This window comes from Idiomarina loihiensis L2TR, assembly GCF_000008465.1.
Lineage (GTDB): Bacteria > Pseudomonadota > Gammaproteobacteria > Enterobacterales > Alteromonadaceae > Idiomarina > Idiomarina loihiensis.
The window spans coordinates 2,327,777-2,353,946 of the sequence record NC_006512.1 but is presented as its reverse complement, the minus strand read 5'-3'; the positions used below and the strand labels follow the sequence as shown (position 1 = coordinate 2,353,946).

The following is a 26,170-nucleotide window of genomic DNA, read 5'->3' as shown; positions in this document are numbered from 1 at the left end:
TAACCGAAACAGATAATTTACCCGAGGTGATTTTTTAATGCCAGTCGTTAAAGTGAAAGAAAACGAGCCGTTTGACGTAGCTTTGCGTCGCTTTAAGCGCTCTTGTGAAAAAGCAGGTGTTCTCTCTGAAGTTCGTCGTCGCGAGCACTATGAAAAGCCGACTTCAGAGCGTAAGCGCAAGAAAGCTGCTGCGGTAAAGCGTCACGCGAAAAAACTGTCTCGTGATAACGCTCGTCGTACTCGTCTTTACTAAGACCATACCTACGACAATTTGAGTGTTCACTTTTCCGTAAAGTGCTGAAAGCCGTGACTATATCGTCGCGGCTTTCGTGTTTCTGCTACTTTTTGTTTTCGCAACTTTCTTGTTTTCGCAACTTCGGTATTGAAACAATATGGCAGGCCTGATCCCCAAAAGCTTTATCCATGATTTGCTCGAACGAGCAGACATTGTTGAAATAGTTGATAGCCGCGTACCGTTGAAAAAGGCCGGTAGAAACCATCAGGCCTGTTGCCCGTTCCATAATGAGAAAACGCCGTCGTTTACCGTTAGCCAGGACAAGCAGTTTTACCATTGCTTTGGCTGTGGGGAGCACGGTAACGCTATTGATTTTCTAATGGAATTTGACGGTTTAAACTTCCCCGATGCGGTGGAAGAACTGGCCGGCATTATGGGAGTTGAGGTTCCGCGGGAACAACCGGAGAACCCTCAGTTAGCACAAAAGAAACAGCAACAGATGCAGGACGACTCGGAGCTTATGAGTAAAACAGCTCGTTTTTTCCAGCATCAGTTAAAGCACCATGAAAACTCAAATCGGGTTATAGACTACTTAAAAGGTCGGGGTTTAAGCGGCGAAACGGTAAAACGTTTTCAAATTGGCTATGCACCCGACGCCTGGGACGGCCTGCTAAGCACATTTGGCAGCTCGGCCCCGCAACGCCAGCAGTTACTGGAATTAAAGCTTATTAACCGTAACGAGAAAGGCCGGCATTACGACTTTTTTCGTGACCGGGTCATGTTTCCTATTCATGACCGGCGTGGCCGGGTGGTGGGCTTTGGTGGTCGCATTATTGATGGCGACGGACCTAAGTACTTAAACTCTCCGGAAACCCGCCTGTTTCACAAAGGCAGTGAGCTATACGGTTACTGGCATATGCAACAGGCCGTAAGGAAACCAGAACAGGTTTGTATTGTCGAAGGCTATATGGACGTGGTGGCTTTGTCCGAAGCAGGCATTCACTACGCCGTTGCGTCTTTGGGTACGGCTACTACCAGTGAACAATTACAGCGTTTATTCCGTACTAGTGGCAGAATTGTTTGTTGTTACGACGGTGACCGCGCAGGCCGCGACGCCGCCTGGCGTGCATTAGAAAATGCCTTGCCACTGTTGCGCGATGGCCTGGATATGGCGTTTCTGTTCTTGCCGGAAGGCGAAGACCCAGATTCAGTTGTGCGCGAGCACGGTGCCGAAGCCTTTGAGCGTGAATTAAAAAAGGCGACACCATTCACTGAATATTTCTTCGAGCATTTACAGGCCGATATTGACGTTAGTAGCGACGCCGGACGCTCGCAATTACTGAATATTGCGAAACCCTTAATTGAGAAAGTGGCGAGTGAATATTATCGCGACACCTTAATGCAGCGTTTAGCAGAAAAGCTTCGCCGCGAAACGTCGCAACTGGAACGTCAGTTTGAAAAGCCGCAACGTCAGTCGCGACCAAAAGAAAGCGTAAAAATGACGCCGTTACGCAAGGCCATTGCTTTGTTATTGCAATACCCGCAACTGGCGCAATCGGTTCCGGTTCGTGAAGAACTGCGAGAGCTACAGGTTAGCGGCATTGATTTACTTATTGCTTTGCACAAGCAGTGTGCAGAACGCCAAATGACCACGGCGCAGGTGTTAGAAGGCTGGCGCGATACTGAGTATTACCAGCCTTTGCAGAAACTCGCGTTATGGCAACATCAGCTTGACGAAGACAACGTTGAGCAAGAATTTAACGATATATTTATTTATCTAATTGACCAATATTTTGAGCAGCGCGCGAACGCACTTTTAAAGAAAGAGCAGGAAGGCGCATTAACACGAGTTGAGCGTCAGGAATATCAGACGCTGATTCAGTATTTGAGTAAGGCAAGATAGTACATCTGGGTACGCCTTACGCTAGCTTCAAAATCAGTATTCTGATATACTATTTGGTCATTTTGGATACTCTACATTCACAGTCACAGGTGGAACGTCTGTATGCAGCAGAATCGGCAATCGCAACTTAAGGTCCTTATTGCGAAAGGCAAAGAACAAGGGTTTTTGACATTTGCTGAGGTCAATGACCATTTACCTCAGGAAATTGTTGATTCCGATCAGGTTGAAGACATTATTCGCATGATCAACGACATGGGTATTCGCGTGTTTGAAAGCGCACCCGATGCCGATGATCTGATGATGGCAGAAAGTGCTGCAGATGAAGACGCTGCCGAAGAAGCCGCGCAAGCATTAGCCTCTGTCGATGGCGAAATTGGTCGCACAACTGACCCAGTGCGCATGTACATGCGTGAAATGGGTACCGTTGAGCTACTGACTCGTGAAGGCGAAATTGATATTGCCAAGCGTATTGAAGAAGGCATTAACCAGGTTCAGTGCTCTGTTGCTGAGTACCCGGAAGCCATTAACTTCTTGCTTGAGCAGTGGGACTCCTACGAAGCCGAAGAGCTGCGCTTAACCGACATTATTTCCGGATTCATCGACCCAGACGAAGTAGACGAAGCGCCTGTAGCTGCTACTAACGTTGGTTCTGAACTTCCAAGCGAAGAGCTGGAAAAATCAGACGACGATGATGACGAAGACGAGGAAGAAGCGGATACCGGTATTGATCCGGAATTCGCACGCAGCAAATTTAATGCACTGCGCGAACAATACGAAGCTACACGTCAGGCCATTGCTAAGCATGGTCGTGATGGTGCAGGTGCTCGTGTTGAAATCGACAAGTTAAGCGACTTATTCAAACAGTTCCGTTTGGTTCCTAAGCAATTTGACCGTTTGGTTAAAGACATGCGTGCCATGATGCAGCGTGTCCGTGTGCAGGAACGTATTATTATGAAGATAAGCGTTGAACAGGGCGAAATGCCTAAACGCAACTTCATGAAAGCTTTTGCCACCCATGAAAACAACATGGCCTGGGTTGATAAAGAAATTGACTCTGGTGCAAGCTACTCCGACACATTGAAAGAAGTTCGCGGCGAAATTGAACGCTGCGTAAACAAGCTGGTTGACGTAGAACGCGAAACTGGCTTAACCATTGGTAAAGTTAAAGAAATTAACCGTCGCATGTCCATTGGCGAAGCCAAAGCGCGTCGTGCGAAAAAAGAAATGGTTGAAGCTAACCTGCGTTTGGTTATCTCTATTGCTAAAAAATACACCAACCGTGGTTTACAGTTCCTGGACTTAATTCAGGAAGGTAACATTGGTTTGATGAAAGCCGTGGACAAATTCGAATACCGCCGTGGTTATAAGTTCTCAACTTATGCGACTTGGTGGATCCGTCAGGCAATTACCCGTTCAATTGCGGACCAGGCACGTACTATTCGTATCCCGGTTCATATGATTGAAACCATCAATAAGCTGAACCGTATTTCTCGCCAAATGTTGCAGGAAATGGGTCGCGAGCCACTGCCGGAAGAACTGGCAGAGCGCATGATGATGCCGGAAGACAAAATTCGCAAAGTACTGAAAATAGCGAAAGAACCTATTTCAATGGAAACCCCAATTGGCGACGATGAAGATTCGCATCTGGGTGACTTTATTGAAGACAACACGCTGGACTTGCCAATTGACTCGGCAACATCAGAAAGCCTGCGTAACTCGGTTCGCGATGTACTGGGTGGTTTAACGGCACGTGAAGCGAAAGTATTGCGTATGCGCTTTGGTATTGATATGAATACCGACCATACTTTAGAAGAAGTGGGCAAGCAGTTTGATGTGACGCGTGAACGAATCCGTCAAATTGAAGCCAAAGCATTAAGAAAGCTTCGCCATCCAAGCCGCTCAGAGCAGCTTAAATCGTTCTTGGATGAGTAAGATATTCTCTGACAAAGGAGGCAGCATGGGTAACAACCGTGACAATTGGCCGAAACGTATTATTGACTCGCATTTACACATTTATGATGACGAGTTTCCGCTAATTGAAAACCAAGGTCATATCCCTGAGCCTTTTTACATTGATGACTATCGTAACCTGGTACGTGGCATGCCTATTGAAGGCGGAGTCATTGTGTCAGGTTCGTTCCAGGGTTTTGAACAGCGCTACCTGAAAGCCGCGCTGGAAAACCTGGGCAACAATTTTGTGGGTGTTACCCAGTTGCCGGGAACTGTTAGCGATGAAAAAATTCAGCAGTTGAAAGAGCACGGCATTCGCGGTGTGCGCGTTAATTTAAAGCGCGGTGTACATCGTGATATTGAAGGTATTGTTGATTTTGGTAAGCGCATTTGGGACTTAGCCGGATGGCATTTGGAAATCTATGTTGACAGCCGCGAGCTGGACGACATGGTTCCTACTCTGCTTAAATTGCCGAAACTCAGTGTCGACCACTTAGGTATGGCGAAGTCTGGCCTGTCTCAGGTTCGTCGTTTAGCCGAAGGTGGCGTAAAAATTAAAGCCAGTGGTTTTGGTCGTACTGAAGTGAATATTGAAGAGGCGATTAAAACCCTGAATGAAACGAACCCGGACGCGTTGATGTTTGGCACCGATTTACCAGGCACGCGTAGTAACCGTTCATTCGAGCCTTCAGACATCACTAATATTGTGAATGCTCTGGATAGCGAAGAGGCCGTTGATAAAGTTTTTTATCAAAATGCCCGCAGCTTTTACAATTTACCTTAGAAACAGAGAGTGAGGTAAGTGCAGTCTCTCTCATCTCACACTAAACATAACCGCTGGTTAGCTATTGCCATAATTGCAGTAGCTGTCGGCGGTTTGTTAGTTGCGTTCTGGTTCTCGGCAAGTGAAACTCTGCAGCGCAACCAAAATGCCATGAGTCGTTCCTGCCAGAATGTGCAGTTAGCGGTAAATAGCCTTTTCCCTGCTTCTGAATCACCGCAGCAACAAGTGGCCAACCCCGACTTAATGCATCAGGCACTCAGCGACGCTATAGGCGACACTAAGGGTGTTAAAGGTGGCTTCTGGCACACAGCCCAAGGTTTTATGGGCTTTGCATTCCCTACCAGCGGCAGTAGCGCCTCGGAAATTGGCATTAGTAATGACGATGTTCCTATTGTTCGTTCTGCAGTACAGCGCTCGTTAGAGCAGCAGCGCGAGGTGGTTTCGGTACAGTCGAATGACCGGGTCGCGGCAGTAGTCGCTGCTTGCCCCGAGACAAACCATTACAACCTGGGCATTTGGCTAAAAAAAGAAGTGCAGCTGGTACCGCCCGACTTTTCTATTATTGTAAGCGTACTCTTTGTGTTGCTTGCCATTATTGGCGGCATACTGGTGGTGTGCGAGTCGGTATTTAACCGCAACTGGCACTCTGAACGTGACCGCATTGTGGCGCAGGCTGAAGACAGTTCTCAGGCCGTTACCGTTACCACCGAAATACCAGAAATACAGCCATTATTGCTGTTGCTGTATCAGGCGCGTCAGAAAATTCAGGCCAAAGAGCGTGAGCTTAGCCAGCAGATGAACAAAGTGATTATGGCTAACCAGAAAACCCTGGTGGGGCGCATTGCCCGCTCTATGACAGCGCTGGCATTAGCTGACCTGGAAGACATGCAGCGCAAGCTCTCAAAAATGAGTGAAGACGACATTAAGCACAAGGTTTCGCAGCTAACCGAGCTGTTTAATTCGTTTGAAAAAGTCACCTCAGAAATGGGCAATGGCAAAGCCGTTTCAATGGATGTAGAAGACTTTCTGCATAATCTGGCCGACTACCACGAAGGCCATGGTAACGAAAAAGATATTACGTTAACCGCCATAGCAGAAAAAGGGCTGAAGCTAGAGGCTGACCCCTTACTTGTGCGCTTTGCAATGGACTACTTAATACGCCATATAATGAGCTTTGTGCCGATAAATTCCGAAATTATGCTGCAGGCAACCACCGAAGAAAACTTTATAAAAATTGCCGTTAGCGACGAAAGCACGGGGATAGAAGAGAAAAACAAGCATTTACTCTTCCACGCCGACGAGCTGTCACCAACACAGTATGGCATAGGCCTTAAGGTAGTGCGGGACACGCTGCACAGCCAGGGTGGCGACATCAGTTATGAAAAAGTTGATAAAACTTCACGATTTAACGTGCTGATACCCATGACAAAAGCCTAAAAAGTTCGTATAATTTGCGCCGCTTCACAGCTTCCAATCAAAAATGGCCCCTTAGCTCAGTGGTTAGAGCACCCGACTCATAATCGGTTGGTCCCCAGTTCAAATCTGGGAGGGGCCACCACTTATTTAAAAGATTACCTAGTTAGTATCCGCCAACTTTTTTGAATTTAATGGCGCTTATGTAGCTCTGTTGTAGCTGCTTTATTCGATTTTACGTTGAAAAAATATACAGCACATGTATATTGAAGCTACATCCTCATTATTAAGTCCCAAAGATACTCCTCGTTTTTTCTAAAAATTGAGACGCTTTAGTTAAAGGATTAAAAATGCGCAACAATATCGCCTCAGATAATGGATTGGGTATTGATTACCTGGAAGGACAAGATATAAAGAAGGTTTTAAAATTTAACGACGAGTGGAGTGCTTCTCTAGCATTGTTAATTAACGATGTCTGTGAAAAACATCAGGCCGAGACTGAAGAAGAGATCATTGAATGCTTAATGGATGAGGGCTTTCAGGATTTTCATTGGAATTGGGCTAGTAAAGCGCTAGCCTTCTCTAACGATGAGTATAAATGGTTTTCCGCTGAGAGTGGCGAATCAATTGAAGCGGTAGTCATTACAAAGCACCCAGTTACGTCCGAGATAGATACACAAAATATATTTTATATAGAGTATATCTGTGTAGCGCCTTGGAACAGAGCTAAAGTCTCGCAAACTACAACACCTAAAAAAGGGCTTGGTACGGGGTTAATTAAGGTTACACTTAAATACTTCAACGAAAGCGAGGGGTATCGACAAGGTTGCTCATTGCACTCTCTACCGCAGTCATGCCCGTATTACACCAAAATCGGAATGCAGCGTATTCCTTCGAGTTCAGATAAGCAAGGTTTGACATATTTTGAGATGCCTCAAAATGTTGCTGAGGAGCTTTGTAATGAATGATCTAGACTTTCACTTATCTCAGATTAATGGTCATAGGCCTAGCGAGAACGACTGTTCTATACGAGAATTAGCAAAATTATGGTCTTATGCTAAGAGGCTTAGTAATAAGAGTTTAGTAAAAGATTTAATTAGCACAGGTGTAATAAAAGACAACTCAACGAGAAGTATTGGAGAATTTTTATTACGAAACTCGACCTCGGGCTCCAGACTATTTAGACGAAACCTTGAAGAAGAGAGGGATGAGTCTTTTTTATGGGCAAAGATTGTAGAGGATAAAGCAAATAAAACGTGTATAGAAAAGAGTATTGCTAGATATGATGAGCTCAGTAAGGATACTTTAAATGAGCTTAAAGTTTTAAGTAGAGACCCGGAAAACTACAGTAATGTCATAGATGTATTAGAGAGCGTAGGAATAATATTAATTGTGGAAAAAGCGCTACCAAAATCAAAAACTGATGGGGTGACGGGAAAAACAATAGATGGCAGGCCATATATAGGGCTAAGCCTTAGATATCCAAGAATAGATCATTTTTGGTTTACTTTGTTCCATGAGCTAGGTCATGTTAGCCAACATCTAGAAAATATAAGTGAACCAATACTAGATTCAAAGGATATGGAGTTTGATAATGACTCTAAACTGGAGAGTGAGGCAGATATATTTGCCCAAAATAACCTTATTCCAAGAAGTATCTGGAGAAAGGCTCAAAATATAAGTACCTTCAAACCGTCTATTAAAAATTTACACTTGATAGCGGATAAAGCAGGCGTGCATCCTGCAATTGTGGCTGGCCGAGTGAGAAAGGAAACTAATAACTACACGATATTTTCAGATATAGTAAACAGGATAAATATAAGGGATTATTTTGGATATTAACAACTACGTTTCTTTTCTAAAGTTAAAAAAAAACGAGCTTTCTGCTTTTGTAAAGTTGACGAAAGAAAATGACGGACTTTGCACTCCCTTTTTTGATATCCCGAAATCAGAGGAAGAGACAGAAGAAGCGATTAAAGGCAAAGTTGATCTTTCTTATAGACAAATGAAAGCAGCACAAGATAAGGCCTATTTTCCGTTTGTTATTGATATATACGACTTGGATGAAGATGTGTTAATTGAAAAAACGCATCTTTATGACTATGTACTAGAAACCTTTTCAGATTTAGATTGCTCCCCAGTTATTGGTTTGGACCGTACCGAAAATCATAACAGGGCTGTGATCGATAGAGTTGATAATTTTGATACTATTTTCGTCAGGGTCGACTCAAGCGAATTTAGCGCTCCTAGAACTCTTACAGAGGAGCTGGAGGATTTGGTTTCTGAAATTCCTAGCCATATTGATTTAGCCCTGATTATAGATTTCCGAGTTCAATTAGACCTTGAGAGTTTTGATCAAGAAATAAACCTCGAAGATTTTTTTACTTTAATAAGTGAAAGCAAAATAACTTTTAATTACTTTATATTGACATCGTCCTCAATTCCTAAATCTATATCTGAGCTATTGAAACCTCACTCTGAACTAAGAAAAAAACGAGTTGAGTGGGTTCTTTGGGAAAAATACAGAGAGCTCGGTTTAGTTTATGGAGATTATGGGGTTGTTTCGCCTGAGTATTCGGATGCAGATATCGCTCCGGAAATAATGTATGACGTTCAAACCCCCAAGATAATTTACACTGATGAACGGGAATTATATGTAGTTCGAGGTGGAGGGATGCGTAGGTTCGGAACCGGTCAGTTTTTCGATTTGGCTGAGAAAGTTATAAACGTTGATTTTTTCCGCGCTTACTACTGCGAAGCTGAAGAATATATTGAAAAAGTGGCAAAGCGCGAAAACCTTGTATATAAACCTAGACGCGGAAAAGTTCCCTCCTGCGGTGGGGCGTCAAAATGGGTAGAAGTAACTACATTGGCTCATATTACATATATGGGTAGACTACTTTCTTAAACTACTAGTGAAGTCCCTGGTTGTTAAAGCTTTCTTAAAGGACTGCTTAAGACCTCGTTTTGAGCTAGTGGAAATTTCTTCAATCAACTGTTCTCTGCTTAATGATTTTGTAGGCCCTGTGAGCTTTAGCTCTTCATATATATCGATTAGCTCCGATTTCCAAAGTGTAAAAAGCGCCGTGGCGGGCTCCCAGTGAGGGCTCATTTTTGCGGCTTTAATAGTTTTTATTTTTACACTCCCTTGTCTATTCGGAGAAGCAGAGAGGAGCCCCCAGTGGCTTGGCAAGAGCTCTATTGCCTTCGCTAAGTGCTTGTCTGTAGTGACGATAAAATTTCGTTCAAAAACTCTATCGTAAAAGAACATTTGAGTTGTGAAGCGCGAAAGTGAATCGACGTCACTTTTAATTTCGTAGTTGAAGAGGCTCTTTGCTAAAACGACGACGTCGGCTCTTGCTCTTTTGTCAGAGATGCTGAGCTCCTCAACCAACTTATATTCAGACTTAAACCTAGTAGTTAAATGTTCGATTAGGGATTGTCTAATGTCGATGTCACGTAGCATCTTGCTCATTAATTTACAGCCTTAAAGATGGGCAAAGTTTACCTTGCGTTAAAAAATTAGTACAGTTATTCCCAGTACTCCAAGGAAGGCGGCTATGCCGCCCCAGACTCGGAACACCGATGCCAGCTTTCAGTTCTGGTTAAAAGATGCTTACCATTGGACTGCAAACCAACAACTTTAAATAACGGCTTTCGGTCGTACTGGCCTAACCTTATCTCCCCTGTTTCCATATCAAAGTTAGCGTCGTATAGAAATTTGATAGGATGTTTTCAGGCGGGAATACAAACTTCTCCAATGGCTCTTATGTAGCTCGCACAATCACCTGAGTCAGCAGCCGTATGTGAGAGGTGAAATGGTGAAGATTCGGGGAGTTCCTGTTTGACTTTGCGAAGCTCTCTCGGATTCTCCCCCCCCTTATCTCGTCCGGTTTAAAATCGCACTAAACCGCTACTCGTGTTTTGCCAGTCCACGATGCATTCTTGGATTATGAAACGGTTCAATATCATCAGAGATATCACACCTGCCGAATATAAAAGTAGCCGTTATCGACAATTAGCAGAAGATGAGGCAGCATGATTTAAACAGATACACCTCCGAATTTACCGGTTCGATTCAGTCTCTTTTAACCTTGGTAATTGATATGGTCAATCTTCGCTCTTTGGATCTTAACCTGCTGGTAATTTTGCATGCTTTGCTAGAAGAGCAACATGTAACGCGGGCCGCTCGACGTCTTGCTTTGTCGCAACCAGCAACGAGTAATGCTCTAGACAGGTGTCGACATATTTTTGATGATCCATTATTAGAGCGTGTTGCCGGTGAGATGCGATTAACGGCTAAAGCACAGTCGTTAAAAGAGCCGCTGTCCCAGGCTTTGCTTGCTATAACGGCTATTGTGGAGATACCTAAAGTTGAATTGACGCAAGTTCGGCAAACGGTTCGCTTAATAATGGCGGATCAACCAGGACTTATCGTCATGACCCATCTTTTAACTAAATTAAGTACCAGTGCGCCAAAAGTGAATTTATCGTTATTGCCATGGCGCAGCAGTAAGGACGCACTTCATCGTCTTGAGAATGGCGAGGCCGACATTGCAATTTCAACCTTTCCTGCGTTGCCTCCAAAATTTTATCGGCAACAAATTGCATATGAAAGCTATGTTGTGGCCATGCGGGCCTCGCATCCTGCCGCGCAGAAGTTTAACGCGGACGAATGGTTGGCTTGGCCACATATCGTTGTTTCCGGGGAGGGGAATGCACGCGGGTCCGTGGAAGAAGTACTAGCTCAACAAGGAAAAGTTCGCCATGTTGGTGCTGTTGTACCAAATTTCACTATGATCGACCCCTTGATTAAAGCCACCGATATGATTGCGACCACGCCCATGAATTGTCTTTCTGACCCCCAGGGGCTGGCTATTTTTGAGCCGCCCATCGCGGTGCCAGGCTTCAGTCTGCATTTAGCCTGGCATGCACGAAGAGATAGCGATTTGGTTGTAAAACATGTAATCGAAACGCTACAACATCTCTTCCAAAAAGAGGGTATCGCAACTTCTATTCAATAATATTAAGCCTTCTGCGGCGCGGATGATGAAATCCAGGATTTTAATACCTTTGTGTAGCGGAGTCCTTCCACTTTGAGCTCACTCGGAGATAGCTGATTAGCACGGTACACGATAAAGGGTCTGTGCCAGGTCAGGTTACAGCGATGGGCTGTAGCTCGCATTGGAGCAAGTAGCTCAAGCATGGTGAACATATTACGTCCGCCTTCGCTATAAGCATCAGGCGTATTGCCGGCGGTAACCGAGACCATTATTGGCGTACCTACTAGTCTGCGCCCCTCCGACTCGTAGTTAATGTAGAAAAGTCGTGTTAACACCGCGTCCAGCCATGCTTTTAATATCGGTGGGGTAGCGTACCACTGCATAGGGTACTGCAGGACAATTCGCTCTGCGTTCAACAAGCGATGTACCTCGGCGTCGGTGTCAATTTCGCCATTGGGGTAGGCTCGCTGTACATCGAAGATGTCGAAATCTTCGATTCTTGAAGCGGCAGAGGAAAGGGCTGCATTGGCACTTGAGCGTGCTATATCGGGATGAAAAAGTAAGATAAGCGTTTTTGACATTAGAGCACTCCGGTTGAAACAGTGTTCTTAGTATTGCGCCGGTCGTGCTATTTGTATAATGGATAGTTTGTATTAAGTGTTATTGGTTTTATGAATAGTGGCTAGATATGACAAGCAACAATTCTCACCAGCAACTTTGCTTAACCCATCCGCGCAAAACGCTGCTGTCGCCAATGAGTTAGTCGCGGCAGCAGCAATCCGGAGATGACAATAGCCATACCCAGTAGCTGTAAACTGGCCACGTTCTGGCCAAAAGTTACAGCCGTGAGTGCAGCAAAAATGGGCACGAAGTTGAAAAACAAAGAGGCGTTTGCGGCACCAAGCTGTTTAACGCCGGAAATCCACAGTAAATAACCACCCACGGTGCCAAAAACACCAATGAAGAGTAAGTCGGCTAAGACAATTTGGCTTATTGCCAGGCTTTCCTGGACAGGGTGGGCTTCTGCGCTAAACGCCGCTACTACAGAAATAACGCCAAGGCCGGCTAGCATGCCAATAAAGGTGTAGGGGATCATAGGCATCCAGCGGCTAATGCCTTGCGTTAAGTAGGTATACAGGCTCCAGCACAGCATACCTAAGAAGATGATCTGGTCACCGTGGTTGAATTCGAAACTGAGTAAGCGTTTCAGTTCGCCGTTGGTGAGCACAAGCAATACACCCGACAAGCACACCACCAGGCTGAATACGGCTCCGCGGGTCAGCAGCTTACGTTGTAATAAAGAGCCAATTAGCGATGTGGTTAACGGGCTTAGCGCCATAATCAAAGCGCCATTACTGGCGTTGGTTTGAGCCAGCCCAGTGAATAACCCAAGGTTGAGTCCGCCTACGCCAACAATGGAAACACCAACTACCCACAGCCATTGTTTAGCTTTTAACTCGGGTATGGGTATGCGCTTCCACTTTATAAAGGCAAACAGACACGCGGCGGCTATAGCAAAACGCCAAATAACTAACGTCAGGGCGTGAACTTCTCCCAGAGCGTGTTTGCCTACGGGAAAGGAAGCTCCCCAGAAAAAAGCGCATAATAGTAATAGCAAAACAGCGTTTGTATTGGCTGAACGGTTCATAGGTATCTCCGCAGGAAGAAACTTGAGAAATCATGGCTGACAGTGTATAGATTCTATTTACGGTATAAATAAGAGAAAATGGGAATTAAAATTCCAAATATGAAACCTAATTACTCACTGGATGACATGCGCTGCTTCTGCATGGTGGCGCAGTATGGCAGTTTTAAACAAGCGGCGGTTGCCTTACAAATGCCGCTTTCCACACTCAGTCGCAGAATTGCCAAGCTGGAACAAGACTTAGCGTTGCGGCTTTTTAATAGGGACGCTCACCGTGTGCAACTAACCTTTGCGGGGCAACGGTATTATCGCAGAAGTGCGCCCATTTTCGACGAGCTGGACAATGTGGCTGCATGCCTGCAGCAGGACAGAAACGAGGCCAAGGGTACGATAAGAATTTCTGCCCCAATTAATTTCAGCGTTCAGGTACTGGTTCATCATTTTAATGCGTTTATGAGGCAGTATCCGGACATTGAGCTCGACTTAAAGCTATCCAACCAAACTATAGACATTGATGAAGAAGCCATGGACCTGGCTTTTCGCATTGGTCATCACAGCGCAACTCACTGGATTGGCCGACAGTTAACCAATATTCGTTTTGCTATTTGCGGTCCGGCAAATTTGGATGTATCCCACATAAAGGCTCCCGCCGACTTAGCCGGGTTACCCACGGTGCTGTGTTCGCCTATGCTGACCTGGAGTCTGCAGCATATTCACTCGGGTGAAAAGCAGGCTTATACGGCTACCGACAACATACGCTTAAAAGTGGATGACATGAGTTTACTGACTGAAGTGATAGCGGGTGGCATAGGCGTTGGCTTTATTCCCGACTACCACGCGCAACCTCTGCTCGAGTCAGGCAAAATTCAACACATTTTACCGGCCTGGAGCAACCAGGCTCGCGGGTGTGAAATGCTCTACCGGGACAGAGAAAATATTCCATACAGGGTAAGGCTGTTTATTGATTTTATGCTACAGCGTTTCAAAAGTAATGATGGTGTGATGTAAATAGCAGCAATCAGCCAGCTTACCCACAGAAATTTTACATTTACAGTTTATTTACATTCAGGAATATAATAACCTTAACTTAACGTTATCTGAGTACTGCCCTCAAGTCATTTTATAGGTTCCTACCGTGGATAAAATCAGTTCATCACTCATCAACTTCTTTGCCTATGCGCCTGTGTGTTTTCTGGCGGTGTTGTGCTTGGGCAGTGGTGTGGCTGAAGCTCAGGAGAAAAGCTATTCCGATTGTGCCTACATAGAGTTCGACGACGTCGACCCCAGCACGCTTACTCTGCAAGAACGCATTGCGCTTGAGGAGGCTGCGCTGTTTGCCTCTTTAGATGACTCTGCCGAGTGTATGGAAGAGGCCACTGTGTCGGCTTCCGGCAGCCTTGCTGATGCTGCCAGCGGCAGCGGTTCTGGTGCTGCAGGTGGAGCTTCGGGTTCGGCTGGTAGTTCAGGTAATAGCGGCGCAAACTCCAGTGAGCAACAACAGCAATCTACATCTACGGCATCGGAAAGTTCGGTGGATACAAAAGATCATAAGCGTGGCAACAGCGGTGGCGGCAGTTCTGCCGTATGCGACGCAGTGAAAGAAGGCATGGCTTCGGCAACAACCGAAGCTGAAAAGGAACATTTTAAAGGCTTAATGGCCGAGTACGGATGTTAATAATTAACGGAAGAAGAACATGAATACACTAGCTCAACTAAAAAAACTAAAACGATTTTCAGTCGTTATGACGCTTTCTGCAATGTTTACATTAGCCGGCTGCCAGTCAACCCAAACTAATGTTACCAGCGTTGGCCCAAGCATGAATGGTCCGTCAGACTCTAAAGCCTTGGGCAAAAAAGAGCGTAGCTACAGTTACAACTCTAATGTTTATCTTAATGTGGCTATTCCGGTGTTTGACCCGGGGTTGCCGAAAGACAGTTCCGGCAATATTGATGATGAAGCCATAGTTGAAGAAGACATTTGGCCACAGGTGCGTCGTTTAGAGGCGAACCGTTTTGCGGTAAATACCCGCGAAGCACTTTCTGATACTAAAGCCTTTGGTGCAGTGAATGTGACTCCCGATGCTAACGTCAGTGCCGATGTTTACGTGCTGGGAAAAATTAACTACTCAGACACCGAAACCGTTGAAATTGGTGTTCGTGTTATGGACGCCAGTAACCAAATTTGGGGCGAGGAAGAGTTTGAGTATCAGGTAGGCGCAGGCTTTTACCGTGACGCGTTAAGAAAAGGTGAAAACCCATACGGTCCAATTTTTGAAAGCATTGCGGGTTATGTTTATGACTTGCTAATTAAAAAATCTGAAGAAGAGAAGAAAACCATTCAGGCGGTTTCAGATATGCGCTATGCCGCAATGTACAGTCCTGAAGCCTTTGGTGGTTATCTGGGTGAGTCCAGTAGTATCTTTTCGAGCCGTTCAACTATTACGCTGAACGGCGCTCCGGCTGAATCAGACCCTATGTATCAGCGGGTTAATGTGATTAAAGCGAAAGACCAGCAGTTTGTTGACTCATTGCAGGACAGTTACGACACCTTCTATGCAACGACCCATGATGCATACCGTACTTATCAGGAAGAGACTCTGCCGGTTGCTATTGATATTCGACAGAAGAAAGCAGAGAGAACCCGCGCGCAGGTTGGTGCTGGTATTTTAGCTACGGCCGCTATTTTGCTGGGTAAAAATTCAGGCTCTACCGCTGGCCAGGTGGCTAGTGCGGCGGCAGGTTTAGGTGCGGTTTACAGCTTAAGCGAAGCAATAAAAACCAACCGTGAATTAGGCACTCAACGTGCGCTGCTTGATGAAATGGGACAAAACCTGGACATAAAAGTAACTCCGCAGGTGGTAGAACTTAATGACCAGAACATTGAATTAACCGGTACCGCTGGTGAGCAATACGCGCAATTACGTGAAAAGCTGAAAGAGATTTATGATCTCGAATCAACGCCGTTAACTCAGCTTTAATTCACCTAAGGAAAGGTAACGATGTCGTCTGTTGATCAGCAAATAGCAGAAAACCGTGCTAAAAAGAAAAAAGTCATAATAACCGGTGTAATTGCCTCTGTTTTTGCCTGTTTGCTGATTGGCGTTGTCGTTACTTTGCTCGCTTATTTTCCGGTTTCGGGTAACACGCCGGTAGTCGCGGAAAAACAAGAGAAAAGCGAGCCGCAGATAAGTTCCGCTAACCAGGCAATAGACAGAAAAGCGCTGCAAACGGCCTTAAATGAGACCAATCACCGCGTTTCTGAGCTTGTTGCTACCCCGTATATATCGACGTGGCAGCCCGCCAAAGTTGAGGCTTTTCAGACCGACATAGATCAGGCTTTTAATGACTATGGCGCCAGTAATTACAGCCAGGCGCAAACCACTATTGAGCAACTCAACACAGATATTACAGAGTACCAAAGCGCGTTTGAAAAGGCTTATAGACAACCTTATGCGGACGCAGCAAAAGCCTTTGCTGCCGACGACATTGATGATGCCGCTCAGTTGAATGCTCAGGCGTTAAAGGTAAAAGGCGATTTTAGCGACGCGCTGGCGTTTCAGAAACGTATAGATACCTACCATGAAGTCGCTGATTTGTATGAACAGGCCAGAGTAGGCGGTGTAGAAGGCAATATAGAGAAGCAGCGTGCTGCTTATCAACAAATTCTAAAGCTTGATCCGCAACAGCAGGATGCCAAGGCAGCCTTAGCGAAAGTGGAACAGCAAATTAAACAACAACGTTTTGCCGGTGCTTTGGCAACGGCGGTGAATGCCATTGATAAAAAAGACTTTGATCGCGCCCAGGAGGCATTAACCAAAGCTTCGGCTATAGACAACAACCGGCCGGAACTGGCAACCCTGCAGGCGCAAATTGACGCTGAGTTAAAAAGTCAGGGTGTGAAGTCGTTAGAAAAACGCATTCAGGTCTTTGCCGGTGCCGACGAATGGCAGACGGTACAGATGCTGGCAGAAAAGGGTTTGGTCGATTATCCGGACAGCCGGGTTGTGCAGCAGGCTAAACAAAGCGCGGAAGAAATATTAGCCGCCAGCAGTGCGCTGGATGTTTATATTGAAAGACCGGGCCGGCTTGCTGACAACAACATTCGCCAAAATGCCGTGAATGCGGTGTCCAAATACAGTGGGCTCACGCAATTGAGCGCAAAGCTGGGTGAAAAAATAAACCAGGTTGAGCAGCTTATTGAAAAGGAAAATCAGCCCATAGATGTGACCATTCGCTCCGACAACCGCACTTATATAAAAGTACTGGGCGTTGGTGTTGTGGGTGAGGTAAGAGAGAAAACCATCCAGTTAAAGCCGGGTAAATACCAATTAGAAGGCCGCCGCGATGGCTACCGCTCAATCATTGTCGATGTTGTGGTGGAGAAGTCGGGCACGCCAATTGTTATTAACGTTCAGTGTAACGAACGCGTTTAGCATAATTTAGCGTAGAATAATTAAAAAAACAGGAGAGACTTCGTGGCCACACTTGACGAAGCCATTGAGAAAGGACGACGTAAACGACGGCTAATGGCTATTGGCTTCTCGGTCAGTATTCTTGCACTGCTGGTTATTTACTTTGGCTGGTTGTTTCTAACCAAAGGCTACAGTTTTACCGTAAAGCCAACAGAAGCTGCGCAAACTCAGCGCTTTGCGGTTAATTCCGGTATTGGCTTTTTCATCGACAATAAATATTACGCGGTAGGCTCTGGTGGCCTCGTGGCGGTTTCGGCCGACAAGTACCAAACCAAAGAAGTGCAGGTAAACGACAACAGCCCTTCAACTATTGAAGTTGAGCTGGAGCCTAAACCGGCAAAAGTGACGATAACAACAGAGCCGGGCGCAAATGATATTGTCTGGTCAGTTAACGGTGAGCAGCGAGAAACCGCTTCTACCTTTGAGGATGAATTTGCTCCCGGAACGTATACGGTGTCGGCCTCGCATCCGGCTTACGAGCCTGCTTCAGTGGCAATTGAGGCGTTAATAGACGGTAAAGTTGAATATCAACTTCGGCTAACCCCTATTAGTGGCACTATCTCTATTAACTCCAGCCCGGCTGGCGCGTCGGTTACCCTTGACGGCAAAGAGGTGGGTTCAACGCCGGTAACCGTTGCTAAAGTGGGTGGCGACTACCCTGTGGTGGTGAATTATCCGGGGTATGAACCGGTAACGGACACCGTGTCTTTAACCGTGCGCAATAAAGAACCTAAGCGTAATTATCGACTACAGCCAGTGCAGGCAACCGTTAATGTTTCGGTGAACCCGAAGGGCGGAGCGTTGCTGGTTAACGGCGCGCCGGCAAAAAATCTAGTTAGCGTTGATGCCAATAAAGAACATGTTATTCGTTACGAAAAGGCCGGCTACATTAAGCAAAGCCGGACAATTAAGCTGGGTCCAGCCGAGAATCAGCAGCTGACCTTTAACTTAGACCCGGAAATGGGTGACGTAGCTTTTACCTCCAACGAACCCAGCGACGTTTACATTAACGGACAAAAGCAGGGCGTAACGCCGCTTCGCACCACTTTGCAAGCTTTGCCTTCTAACGTTGAGTTTCGTAAAACCGGTTACCGTACGGTTAAGCAGGAGTTTCAGCCTAGCAGCGAGCGGCTGGTGAACGTAAAAGCCGAGATGCTGCGCGAGTTTGATGCCAGAAGAAAAGAAGGCAGACCGTTGTTTGTCAGTACTTTAGGCATTGAAATGAACCGTCTGTCGCCGAAAAAATTCACTATGGGCTCGCCGGTTAATGAGCCAAACCGCGGACGTAATGAGCATCAGGTGAAAGTGGATTTCTCACGGGACGTATGGATATCGCGCCATGAAATTACCGAGGCGCAGTTTGCCGCGTTTAAAGGCTCGGGTAGTAAAACCAAAATGCCGGTTACGAATGTGTCCTGGGACGAAGCTGCGTTATTTACCAACTGGCTGAGCGAACAGGAAGGCTTGCAGCCTTTTTATAAAGTCAGTAACGGTAAAGTGGTGGGAACCGATGCTAGCTCGCGTGGTTACCGCTTGCCGACTGAAGCCGAGTGGGAATACATTGCCAAAATTAATCGCAGAGCCGACTCCACTATTTACGTGTGGGGCAGCCAGGAACACCTGCGTGACAAGCAGGGCAACTTTGCCGATGAGTCTGCAAAAGGTCAGCAGACTTTCATTTTACGTGGTTACAATGACGGTTTTGCCGGTAAAGCACCGGTAGGCAGTTTTAAAGCAGAGCGTGGCGGCTTTTTTGATTTAGACGGCAACGTCAAAGAGTGGGTACACGACAGTTACACTTTAAACCCGCCTGACCTTGACCGGGTTTACACCGATTACCAGGGTGCGGCTCGTGGTAATGGGAATGTGGTAAAAGGTGCGTCTTATAAAACCGGACGCATGAAGAATATTCGTGCCAGCGTTCGCGACGGCGAAAGCACTTCGGCAGAGGATATCGGCTTTAGAATAGCCCGGTATCATGAGTGATGAGGAGAAACATCATGAAAAAACGCGTGATTTTGGGCGTCATACTGCTGGCTCTGGCCGGCAGCGCGACGGCTTATTTTGTGTCTTTGGATGCACCACAAGACTTCCCCACCAACATTTAACGCCCGGAATGCATAATGTCTAAAAATAATACGCTTTCAATGAGCCCTAACTTTTTTGTCAGTGGTGGTGTGCTACTGGCTATTTTTACCCTGATACATTTGCTGTATGCGGGACTTATTCGCCCGGCGGCCGAAGTGGCAATGGCAGAGAAAGGGACAGAAGCTTTAACTGCATTTTCGGTTATCTTCAAAGATGTTGAACAGCAGGTGTGTATTTCGCTCATGTTGTTCTGTCTGTTCCTTATGTTGTATAAGTTGTGGCGGTTAATTGACGAAGAAGAAATTTATTCGCGCGACTTACTGGAAAGCTACGACAAGTCCGAAGCGCTGGACGTTGATGCCGCATTAAATGACTTAGAAAGCTCGGCTTATAAAGAAACCCCCGCATACAGCACCTGGATTAACTGTATTCGTCGTTTTAAGAACACCAAAAACGTTCAGCACGCAGCTGACACCATCGAGTCGTCGGTAGACAATATTGCCATTCAGTTAGAAAGCGGCAACAACATGATCCGCTACATTATCTGGGCTATTCCGTCTATTGGCTTCGTGGGTACGGTGCGCGGTATTGGCTCGGCGCTGGCGCAGGCCGACAAGGCACTGGATGGTGACATTGCCGGTATGACTGCATCGCTGGGTGTGGCTTTTAACTCAACGCTGGTGGCGCTGTTTATTTCTTTGATTCTGATGTTGTTTATGCACTTGCTGAACAGCCGTCAGGACAAGATGGTTATCCGCACGCAAGAGTCCTGCGAGAAGCACTTGCTGTCTCATTTACACAGTTAATTGAGCGACTCAGATGCGACGACCACGCCAGGCTGGCGACGGCTTTAACTTATCTTTTCTGGATGTCATGGCATGCGGGCTGGGCGCCGTTATCCTTATTTTTATCCTGATAGATTTTAAAGCTTTTACGCCCGACCCTTCAGAAGAGAAAGAAAAGCTTGAGCAGGAGCTGGCGGCATCAATGGACGAGCAGCAGCGTCTGAAAAAGTCCATTGACGAAATTAATGACAAAATTGCGCTGGAGTCGGCTAAGCAGGAAGACTCTAAAGAAGCGAAAAACGACACCACCCAGGATCAAACCAAAGCTTTGCAGGACTTGTCGACTCAGCTGGCCGTAGTTGCCGATTTGGAAAACCAGTTAGCGGCCTTGTCCAAAGAAGTTGAGAAGTCAGCCAACGTTGAGCTTTCGGGTACGGGTGAGCAGAACTTTATCACCGGCATGAAAGTGGAAGGCGAACAAATAGGCATTCTGGTCGATAAAAGCGCCTCTATGATGGGCGATAACTTAATTGACGTGCTGAGCAAACTGGCTTTGAGCGATGGCAAAAAAGTGTCTACCGCTAAGTGGATAAGAACACGGCGGGTTGCTCAGTGGTTACTGGCAAGACTGCCGCAAACCTCAAAAGTGAGTGTGGTGACGTTTTCCAATACGGCAAACCGTTTAGGGCAACGGAACGTTAGCACTGCCTCAGTCAGCGGCTCTATGAATTCTATAGTGAAAGACTTAGGCGCGGTTGTGCCAGAGGGCGGAACCAACCTTCAGCTGGGCATTAGCACGTTATTTGAGACGAATCCGAATATTACCGATGTCTACATTGTAACGGATGGCCTGCCAACATTGGGAGACGGCCTGCCGCTTTCCTGTCGTAATTTTATTTCGACGAAAAAATCTATCTCCTCAGACTGCCGTCAGGCATTGATGGTTGAGACCATCAAGCGCGCTCCTAAAGGTGTTCGTTACAATATTATACTGCTGCCTATAGAAGGTGACCCCTACGCTTCTCCGCTTTACTGGAACTGGTCGCGGGTAAGCGGCGGCACATTCTTATCGCCAGCTCCGGAGTGGCCATAATGAAAAAAATTCAGCGTGCGCCAGTAGAGGTTTTCAACCTGGCCTTTCTGGATATTATTTCCTGTGCTTTTGGTGCGGTGATTATGCTGGTGTTGTTAGCGAAAAACGGTACTGAAGATACCGAGCGTGGGCCAGCTAACCTCAGTACCTTAGTTGCAGAAGTATTGCAGGCGCAGCAGTCGGTTGAGGAATTAAAAGGGGCTTTGTCCGACAAACAGGATGAGCTTAAGGCCGCCGAGCAAAAGACCGCATCAGTCACTGAGCAGGAAAAGAATCTAGAAAGCTCTATTCCGCGGGCACAGAAAACCCTGCAACAATTGCAGGATAAAGCCTCGTCGTTAAGGGCTGAAATACGGCAAGCCACTGCAATGCTAAACACGCCGAACAGCACAGACACACCTGATGATGATGTAGGCGGTATCCCAACTGACGCTGAGTACGTGGTGTTTGTTATTGATAATTCCGGGTCTATGTCGGGAGGCCGCGGCTGGAGCCGGGTTATTAGCGTTGTTAACGACATTATAGAAAGTCACCCGAAAATGAAGGGCTTTCAGATTATGGCCGCCGACGGTGACTTTATGTTCAGCAGTAAAGCGGGTGACTGGTTACCGGACAGCAAACGGTTCAGACAAATGGCCATGCAACAAATGCCAAACTTTACCGGCGGTAAAAGTGCGCCTGAGCTGGGTATTCTGAAAGCCATTAACCTTTATAAAAAAACCAAAGGCACAACCAGCTTGTACGTTTTTGGTGACGACTACCGGGCCAGTGACTTAGACGCCATAGTTCGGCAGATAACCAGTCAGAACCAGGGAGCCGATGGCAAGCCGGTAATGCGTATTCATGGAATAGGCTTTAGCCGCGCGCAAGGCAACGCGGAAACCTTTGCTGCCTTCATGCAGGCTGTTGCTAAACGTAACCGCGGAGCCTTTGTCGGGCTGAACTTTTAGTTTTAAACCTGCCGTTCAGCCCGTGCCGCGTGCAGTTTCTTGTAGCTCTCTATTAAGCGTAAGTGTCTGTCCAGACCTTCCAGTTGCATATTGGTTGGCGTTAGACCGTAGAAGCGTGTAGTACCATTAACAGAGCCTATAACGGCTTCTATGGTCTCTTCGCCATACATGCGGCCTAAGTTGTAGCGGTAGTCATCCAGCTCTAGCTCTTCGTCCAGAGTAATTTCCAGTACGGCTTCAATGGCACGGTAGAATAGCGTGCGCTCAACGGTGTTGTCGTTGAACTGCAGGAACATTTCTACATATTCGAAAGCGTCGTCATGGCGTTGCAGCGCAAGGTAGATAAGCAGTTTTAACTCAAGAATGGTGAGCTGACCCCAAACCGTGTTTTCGTCGAACTCAATACCAATCAGGGTGATAATATCCATGTAGTTATCAAGCTGACTGTCTTCCAGGCGCTCAACTAAGTCTTCTAACTGATCGTCGGTTAAGCGGTGCAGGTTGAGAATGTCTTCACGGTATTGCAGAGCAATATTGGTGTTGTCCCAAATAAGGTCTTCCACGGGGTAAACTTCAGAATAGCCTGGTACCAGAATACGGCATACTGGCGCGCCTAAATCTTCGTGCACGGCTATGTAAGCTTCTTTGCCCATGTCCTGCAAAATACCAAACAGCGTATCGGCTTCTTCCTGGTTAGAGCCGCTGAAGTCCCACTCAACGAATTCAATGTCGGACTTAGCGCTAAAGAAACGCCAGGACACCACACCCGACGAATCAATAAAGTGCTCAACAAAGTTATTTGGCTCGGTTACGGCCATGGAGTTGAAAGTTGGGGCTGGCAGGTCGTTTAAACCTTCAAAGCTGCGCCCTTGCAATAACTCCGTCAGGCTACGTTCCAGCGCCACTTCAAAGCTTGGGTGCGCACCAAAAGAAGCAAAAACACCGCCGGTGCGTGGGTTCATTAAAGTAACACAAGCTACCGGGAACTGACCGCCAAGCGAAGCATCTTTAACTAACACTGGGTAGCCTTGCTCTTCTAAGGCTTTTATTCCTTCCAGAATATTCGGGTACTTGTTAAGCACCTCTTGCGGCACATCGGGCAGAGCAATTTCTTCTTCAATAATGTGCTTTTTAACGGCGCGCTCAAAAATTTCCGATAAGCATTGAACCTGAGCTTCGGGCAAGGTATTACCTGCGCTCATACCGTTACTTAAATACAGGTTTTCAATTAAGTTTGACGGAAAATAAACTGTTTCGCCGTCGGAATGACGCGTGAACGGCAATGAAACGATCCCTCTGTCAGCCCGGCCTGAGTTGGTATCAATTAAGTGTGAACCGCGCAATTCACCTTCAGGGTCATAAAGCTCACGGCAGTATTCGTCCAGAATTTCCGTGGGAAGCTCGTCGTTTGTGCCGGGCTTAAACCACTTTTCGTTGGGGTAGTGCACAAACTCAGCGTTTGCTATTTCTTCACCAAAGTACTGGTCGTTATAGAAGAAATTACAGCTTAAGCGTTCAATAAACTCACCCAGCGCGGAGCATAATGCGCTTTCTTTGGTGGCGCCTTTGCCATTGGTAAAGCACATAGGAGAAGCGGCATCGCGAATGTGCAGCGACCACACATGCGGAACAATATTACGCCAGGAGGATATTTCTATCTTCATGCCTAAGTCCGCCAGTATCGCCGTCATATTGGCTATGGTTTGTTCCAGCGGTAAGTCTTTACCTTCAATATAGGTTCGGCTGTCGCTGTCAGGGCGTATGGTCAGTAACGCCTGAGCGTCTTGAGTGATGCTTTCAACCGCTTCGACGTCAAACTCTAAATCGTTTTCGATAACGCGCTTAACGGCGCAACGCTCGGCTGCCCGGATAATGGCTTTGCGGTCTTTCTCGGAAATATCGGCCGGTAACTCAACCTGAATTTTAAACAGCTGCTTATAGCGGTCTTCCGGGTCGACCACGTTATTTTGCGAGACGCGGATATTCTCGGTTGGAATATCGCGGGCGTCGCAATACAAACGAATAAAGTGCGCCGCGCACATAACGGAAGACGCCAGAAAGTAGTCAAAAGGACCGGGGGCAGAACCATCGCCTTTGTACCGAATAGGCTGATCCGAAATAACTGTGAAGTCATCGAATTTCGCCTCAAGGCGCATATTGTCGAGAAAGTTTACATTGATTTCCATTTAAGGGGCACCGCGGTTGATAAGTTGACTGCTGTCAGCGAGCAATAGGTACCATTATCCCATTTTTTTACTTATTGATCATTATCCGCGTGGGTTTCATTAACCTTCCTTTACACTCAAAAACTTTGCCGTTATTAAAAAGTTTCTGTATCATTTACAACATTATAATTACAATCCAGTCCTATAAATGAAAGGTATATTATGAATAAGAAAGGACTCCTTGGTGGCGTCGGTATCGTCATAGTTGCAGGCGCTCTAATTGGCCCTAAATTCGTTGGCCTTCAAGTTGAGGGTGCGTTAAAGCAACACGTTGAAGTGATAAATCAATTACCCGCTTATAACGCTCGTATGGTCTCGTTTGATAGTGGCTGGTTCGGTTCAACTGCAACAATATCGCTGGGCGTAGATTTCGGTTCTATTTACCCGGAAGGGTCAGCACCTGATGACTTGTCTTTTGAAGTGGTTATTGATGTTCAGCACGGTCCGGTTCTGACTCAATTTTCTCCTGGTCTGGGTATGGCCTCGTTTGAAGCTCATGCCAAGGACGATGGGTTACGTGAGTATATTGAATGGGAAGAGAACACGCCTTTTTATCACCTGACTGGTTCAGCAGGTTTTTTTGGTGGTGTTAGTTATGACGATGAAATTGTCGCGTTCAGTTCTAAACCGAATGATGAGCAAACGTCACTGACCTTTACTGGCTATGAAGGTGAAGGTTCCATTTCTTCGGATGAGTTCAGTTACGAAGGAAAACTGGAAGGCGCAGAAGGTCTTATTGAGGGCCAGGCTATCAGCATTGGTGAGTTTGAAATAAGCACTGAAGCTAAAGGCAACATGCTGGAAATTGTGAAGGGCGAGCTTTATGAAGGCGAAATGTCTATGAAGCTTGATAAAATCATTGTAGGCCAGCCGGATGATGTCGACCTGTTTGAATTGAAAGATCTTGGAATTGAATTCGTTAGTTATTTCAGCGACGACAAAGAAAGCATGAATATTGATATGAACTATTCTGTAGAGTCGCTGAAAGCCGAAGACTTTGACCTTGACGATCTGAAGTTAAAGATGGCTTTTAATAACATCGATTCTGAGTTCTTGCTTGCTTATAACCAAATGATGCAAAAGATTTATGACCAGAACCCCGACGAAATAGAAGTTGCGACGCAAAAGCTGGTAAAGGAAAACCTACCTAAGTTACTGCAGGCAGAGCCTGAGTTCGTTATTAGTGAATTTAGCGGGAAAATGGAGCCGGGCGAATTTAAAGGTGACCTAAGCGCTAAATTGGCGGGTGTAAACCAAATGCCGGACAATATGGAAGACACGCAATTCTGGCTTTCCAGCCTGATTGTTGACTCATCTATTGCTATTGATAAGCCGTTGTTGAAATGGGTCGCTGAACAGCAGATGTTGTCAACAATGCGTATGCAAATGCCTGGTGCCGATGAAGCTGAACTGCAGAAAATGGCTGAACAACAAGCACCAATGATGATTGATATGTACATACAACAAGGTTTGCTGAAGGAAGAAGATGACGAGTACCGCAGCGAATTCCAGATGGAAAACGGTGAAGGTGTACTGAACGGTCAGAAAATTCCAATCGCGAAAATGATGTAATTATTGTTTGGTGATAAAAAGATGGTAATGAAAAGCCTCAGCCGAATACATC

General features: G+C 46.2%; 22 protein-coding genes and 1 tRNA gene. 19 read left to right on the top strand and 4 right to left on the bottom strand.

Annotation, left to right across the window (positions count from 1 at the left end):
• The first annotated feature begins 37 nt into the window (after positions 1-37).
• From rpsU to IL_RS11260, 9 genes are all read left to right on the top strand, one after another.
• On the top strand, positions 38-253 hold the full coding sequence (gene rpsU, locus IL_RS11300; protein ID WP_011235429.1) for a 30S ribosomal protein S21: 216 nt from the start codon (positions 38-40) through the stop codon (positions 251-253).
• A 139-nt stretch (positions 254-392) separates the two neighbouring features.
• Entirely contained in the window at positions 393-2,138 is a 1,746-nt protein-coding gene (gene dnaG, locus IL_RS11295) for a DNA primase (protein ID WP_011235428.1), read from the top strand.
• Positions 2,139-2,240: 102 nt separating this feature from the next.
• The gene (rpoD, locus tag IL_RS11290; protein ID WP_011235427.1) at positions 2,241-4,070 is read left to right on the top strand and encodes an RNA polymerase sigma factor RpoD; all 1,830 of its coding nucleotides are present in this window, start codon (positions 2,241-2,243) and stop codon (positions 4,068-4,070) included.
• A gap of 25 nt (positions 4,071-4,095) precedes the next feature.
• A complete protein-coding gene (locus IL_RS11285; protein ID WP_011235426.1) occupies positions 4,096-4,872 on the top strand; it encodes an amidohydrolase family protein in 777 nt (258 codons plus the stop codon).
• A gap of 18 nt (positions 4,873-4,890) precedes the next feature.
• Positions 4,891-6,309, top strand: a complete 1,419-nt coding sequence (locus tag IL_RS11280) for a sensor histidine kinase (RefSeq protein ID WP_011235425.1) — start codon at positions 4,891-4,893, stop codon at positions 6,307-6,309.
• Positions 6,310-6,354: 45 nt separating this feature from the next.
• A tRNA-Ile gene (locus IL_RS11275) sits at positions 6,355-6,430 on the top strand.
• Positions 6,431-6,635: 205 nt separating this feature from the next.
• The gene (locus IL_RS11270) at positions 6,636-7,253 is read left to right on the top strand and encodes a GNAT family N-acetyltransferase (protein ID WP_011235424.1); all 618 of its coding nucleotides are present in this window, start codon (positions 6,636-6,638) and stop codon (positions 7,251-7,253) included.
• The gene (locus tag IL_RS11265) at positions 7,246-8,127 is read left to right on the top strand and encodes an ImmA/IrrE family metallo-endopeptidase (RefSeq protein ID WP_016341396.1); all 882 of its coding nucleotides are present in this window, start codon (positions 7,246-7,248) and stop codon (positions 8,125-8,127) included. The genes IL_RS11270 and IL_RS11265 overlap by 8 nt, the downstream gene beginning before the upstream one ends.
• Positions 8,117-9,193, top strand: a complete 1,077-nt coding sequence (locus IL_RS11260; protein WP_011235422.1) for a beta family protein — start codon at positions 8,117-8,119, stop codon at positions 9,191-9,193. Before IL_RS11265 ends, IL_RS11260 begins: the two co-directional genes overlap by 11 nt.
• Here IL_RS11260 and IL_RS11255 read toward each other — a convergent pair.
• Entirely contained in the window at positions 9,182-9,760 is a 579-nt protein-coding gene (locus tag IL_RS11255) for a sce7726 family protein (RefSeq protein WP_016341395.1), read from the bottom strand. The genes IL_RS11260 and IL_RS11255 overlap by 12 nt on opposite strands.
• A 631-nt stretch (positions 9,761-10,391) precedes the next feature.
• Here IL_RS11255 and IL_RS11250 point away from each other — a divergent pair.
• Complete coding sequence (locus IL_RS11250) at positions 10,392-11,309, top strand: LysR family transcriptional regulator (protein ID WP_231378594.1); 918 nt, start codon at positions 10,392-10,394, stop codon at positions 11,307-11,309.
• A gap of 2 nt (positions 11,310-11,311) precedes the next feature.
• Here the strand turns inward: IL_RS11250 and IL_RS11245 are convergent, their stop codons facing one another.
• Together IL_RS11245 and IL_RS11240 are read right to left on the bottom strand one after the other, a co-directional pair.
• Positions 11,312-11,869 carry an NAD(P)H-dependent oxidoreductase gene (locus IL_RS11245; RefSeq protein ID WP_011235419.1) on the bottom strand — a complete coding sequence of 186 codons (558 nt, stop codon included), beginning with the start codon at positions 11,867-11,869 and terminating at the stop codon, positions 11,312-11,314.
• A 140-nt stretch (positions 11,870-12,009) separates the two neighbouring features.
• Positions 12,010-12,936, bottom strand: coding sequence for a DMT family transporter (locus IL_RS11240; RefSeq protein ID WP_011235418.1), 927 nt, complete (start codon positions 12,934-12,936; stop codon positions 12,010-12,012).
• 99 nt (positions 12,937-13,035) lie between these two features.
• On the opposite strand from IL_RS11240, the gene IL_RS11235 reads away from it, so the two are divergent.
• The 8 genes from IL_RS11235 to IL_RS11200 all read left to right on the top strand — a co-directional run bounded on the left by IL_RS11235 (position 13,036) and on the right by IL_RS11200 (position 22,321).
• Positions 13,036-13,941: a LysR family transcriptional regulator gene (locus IL_RS11235; protein WP_041291785.1), complete on the top strand. Its 906-nt coding sequence runs from the start codon at positions 13,036-13,038 to the stop codon at positions 13,939-13,941.
• 127 nt (positions 13,942-14,068) lie between these two features.
• A complete protein-coding gene (locus tag IL_RS11230; protein ID WP_016341394.1) occupies positions 14,069-14,608 on the top strand; it encodes a hypothetical protein in 540 nt (179 codons plus the stop codon).
• A 19-nt stretch (positions 14,609-14,627) separates the two neighbouring features.
• On the top strand, positions 14,628-15,911 hold the full coding sequence (locus IL_RS11225) for a hypothetical protein (RefSeq protein WP_011235415.1): 1,284 nt from the start codon (positions 14,628-14,630) through the stop codon (positions 15,909-15,911).
• Between the two features lie 21 nt (positions 15,912-15,932).
• A complete protein-coding gene (locus IL_RS11220) occupies positions 15,933-17,366 on the top strand; it encodes a tetratricopeptide repeat protein (protein ID WP_011235414.1) in 1,434 nt (477 codons plus the stop codon).
• 42 nt (positions 17,367-17,408) lie between these two features.
• Complete coding sequence (locus tag IL_RS11215) at positions 17,409-19,391, top strand: SUMF1/EgtB/PvdO family nonheme iron enzyme (protein WP_016341393.1); 1,983 nt, start codon at positions 17,409-17,411, stop codon at positions 19,389-19,391.
• A gap of 137 nt (positions 19,392-19,528) precedes the next feature.
• Positions 19,529-20,299 carry a MotA/TolQ/ExbB proton channel family protein gene (locus tag IL_RS11210; protein ID WP_011235411.1) on the top strand — a complete coding sequence of 257 codons (771 nt, stop codon included), beginning with the start codon at positions 19,529-19,531 and terminating at the stop codon, positions 20,297-20,299.
• A gap of 13 nt (positions 20,300-20,312) precedes the next feature.
• Positions 20,313-21,371, top strand: coding sequence for a VWA domain-containing protein (locus IL_RS11205; protein WP_011235410.1), 1,059 nt, complete (start codon positions 20,313-20,315; stop codon positions 21,369-21,371).
• Positions 21,371-22,321, top strand: a complete 951-nt coding sequence (locus IL_RS11200; RefSeq protein ID WP_011235409.1) for a vWA domain-containing protein — start codon at positions 21,371-21,373, stop codon at positions 22,319-22,321. Before IL_RS11205 ends, IL_RS11200 begins: the two co-directional genes overlap by 1 nt.
• A 2-nt stretch (positions 22,322-22,323) precedes the next feature.
• On the opposite strand, the gene IL_RS11195 is transcribed toward IL_RS11200, so the two are convergent.
• Positions 22,324-24,507 (bottom strand): OsmC domain/YcaO domain-containing protein, encoded by a 2,184-nt coding sequence (locus IL_RS11195; RefSeq protein ID WP_011235408.1) that lies wholly within the window; start codon positions 24,505-24,507, stop codon positions 22,324-22,326.
• Between the two features lie 201 nt (positions 24,508-24,708).
• Between IL_RS11195 and IL_RS11190 the strand changes: the two genes are divergently transcribed.
• Positions 24,709-26,118 (top strand): YdgA family protein, encoded by a 1,410-nt coding sequence (locus IL_RS11190; protein ID WP_011235407.1) that lies wholly within the window; start codon positions 24,709-24,711, stop codon positions 26,116-26,118.
• The last annotated feature ends 52 nt before the right edge of the window (positions 26,119-26,170 follow it).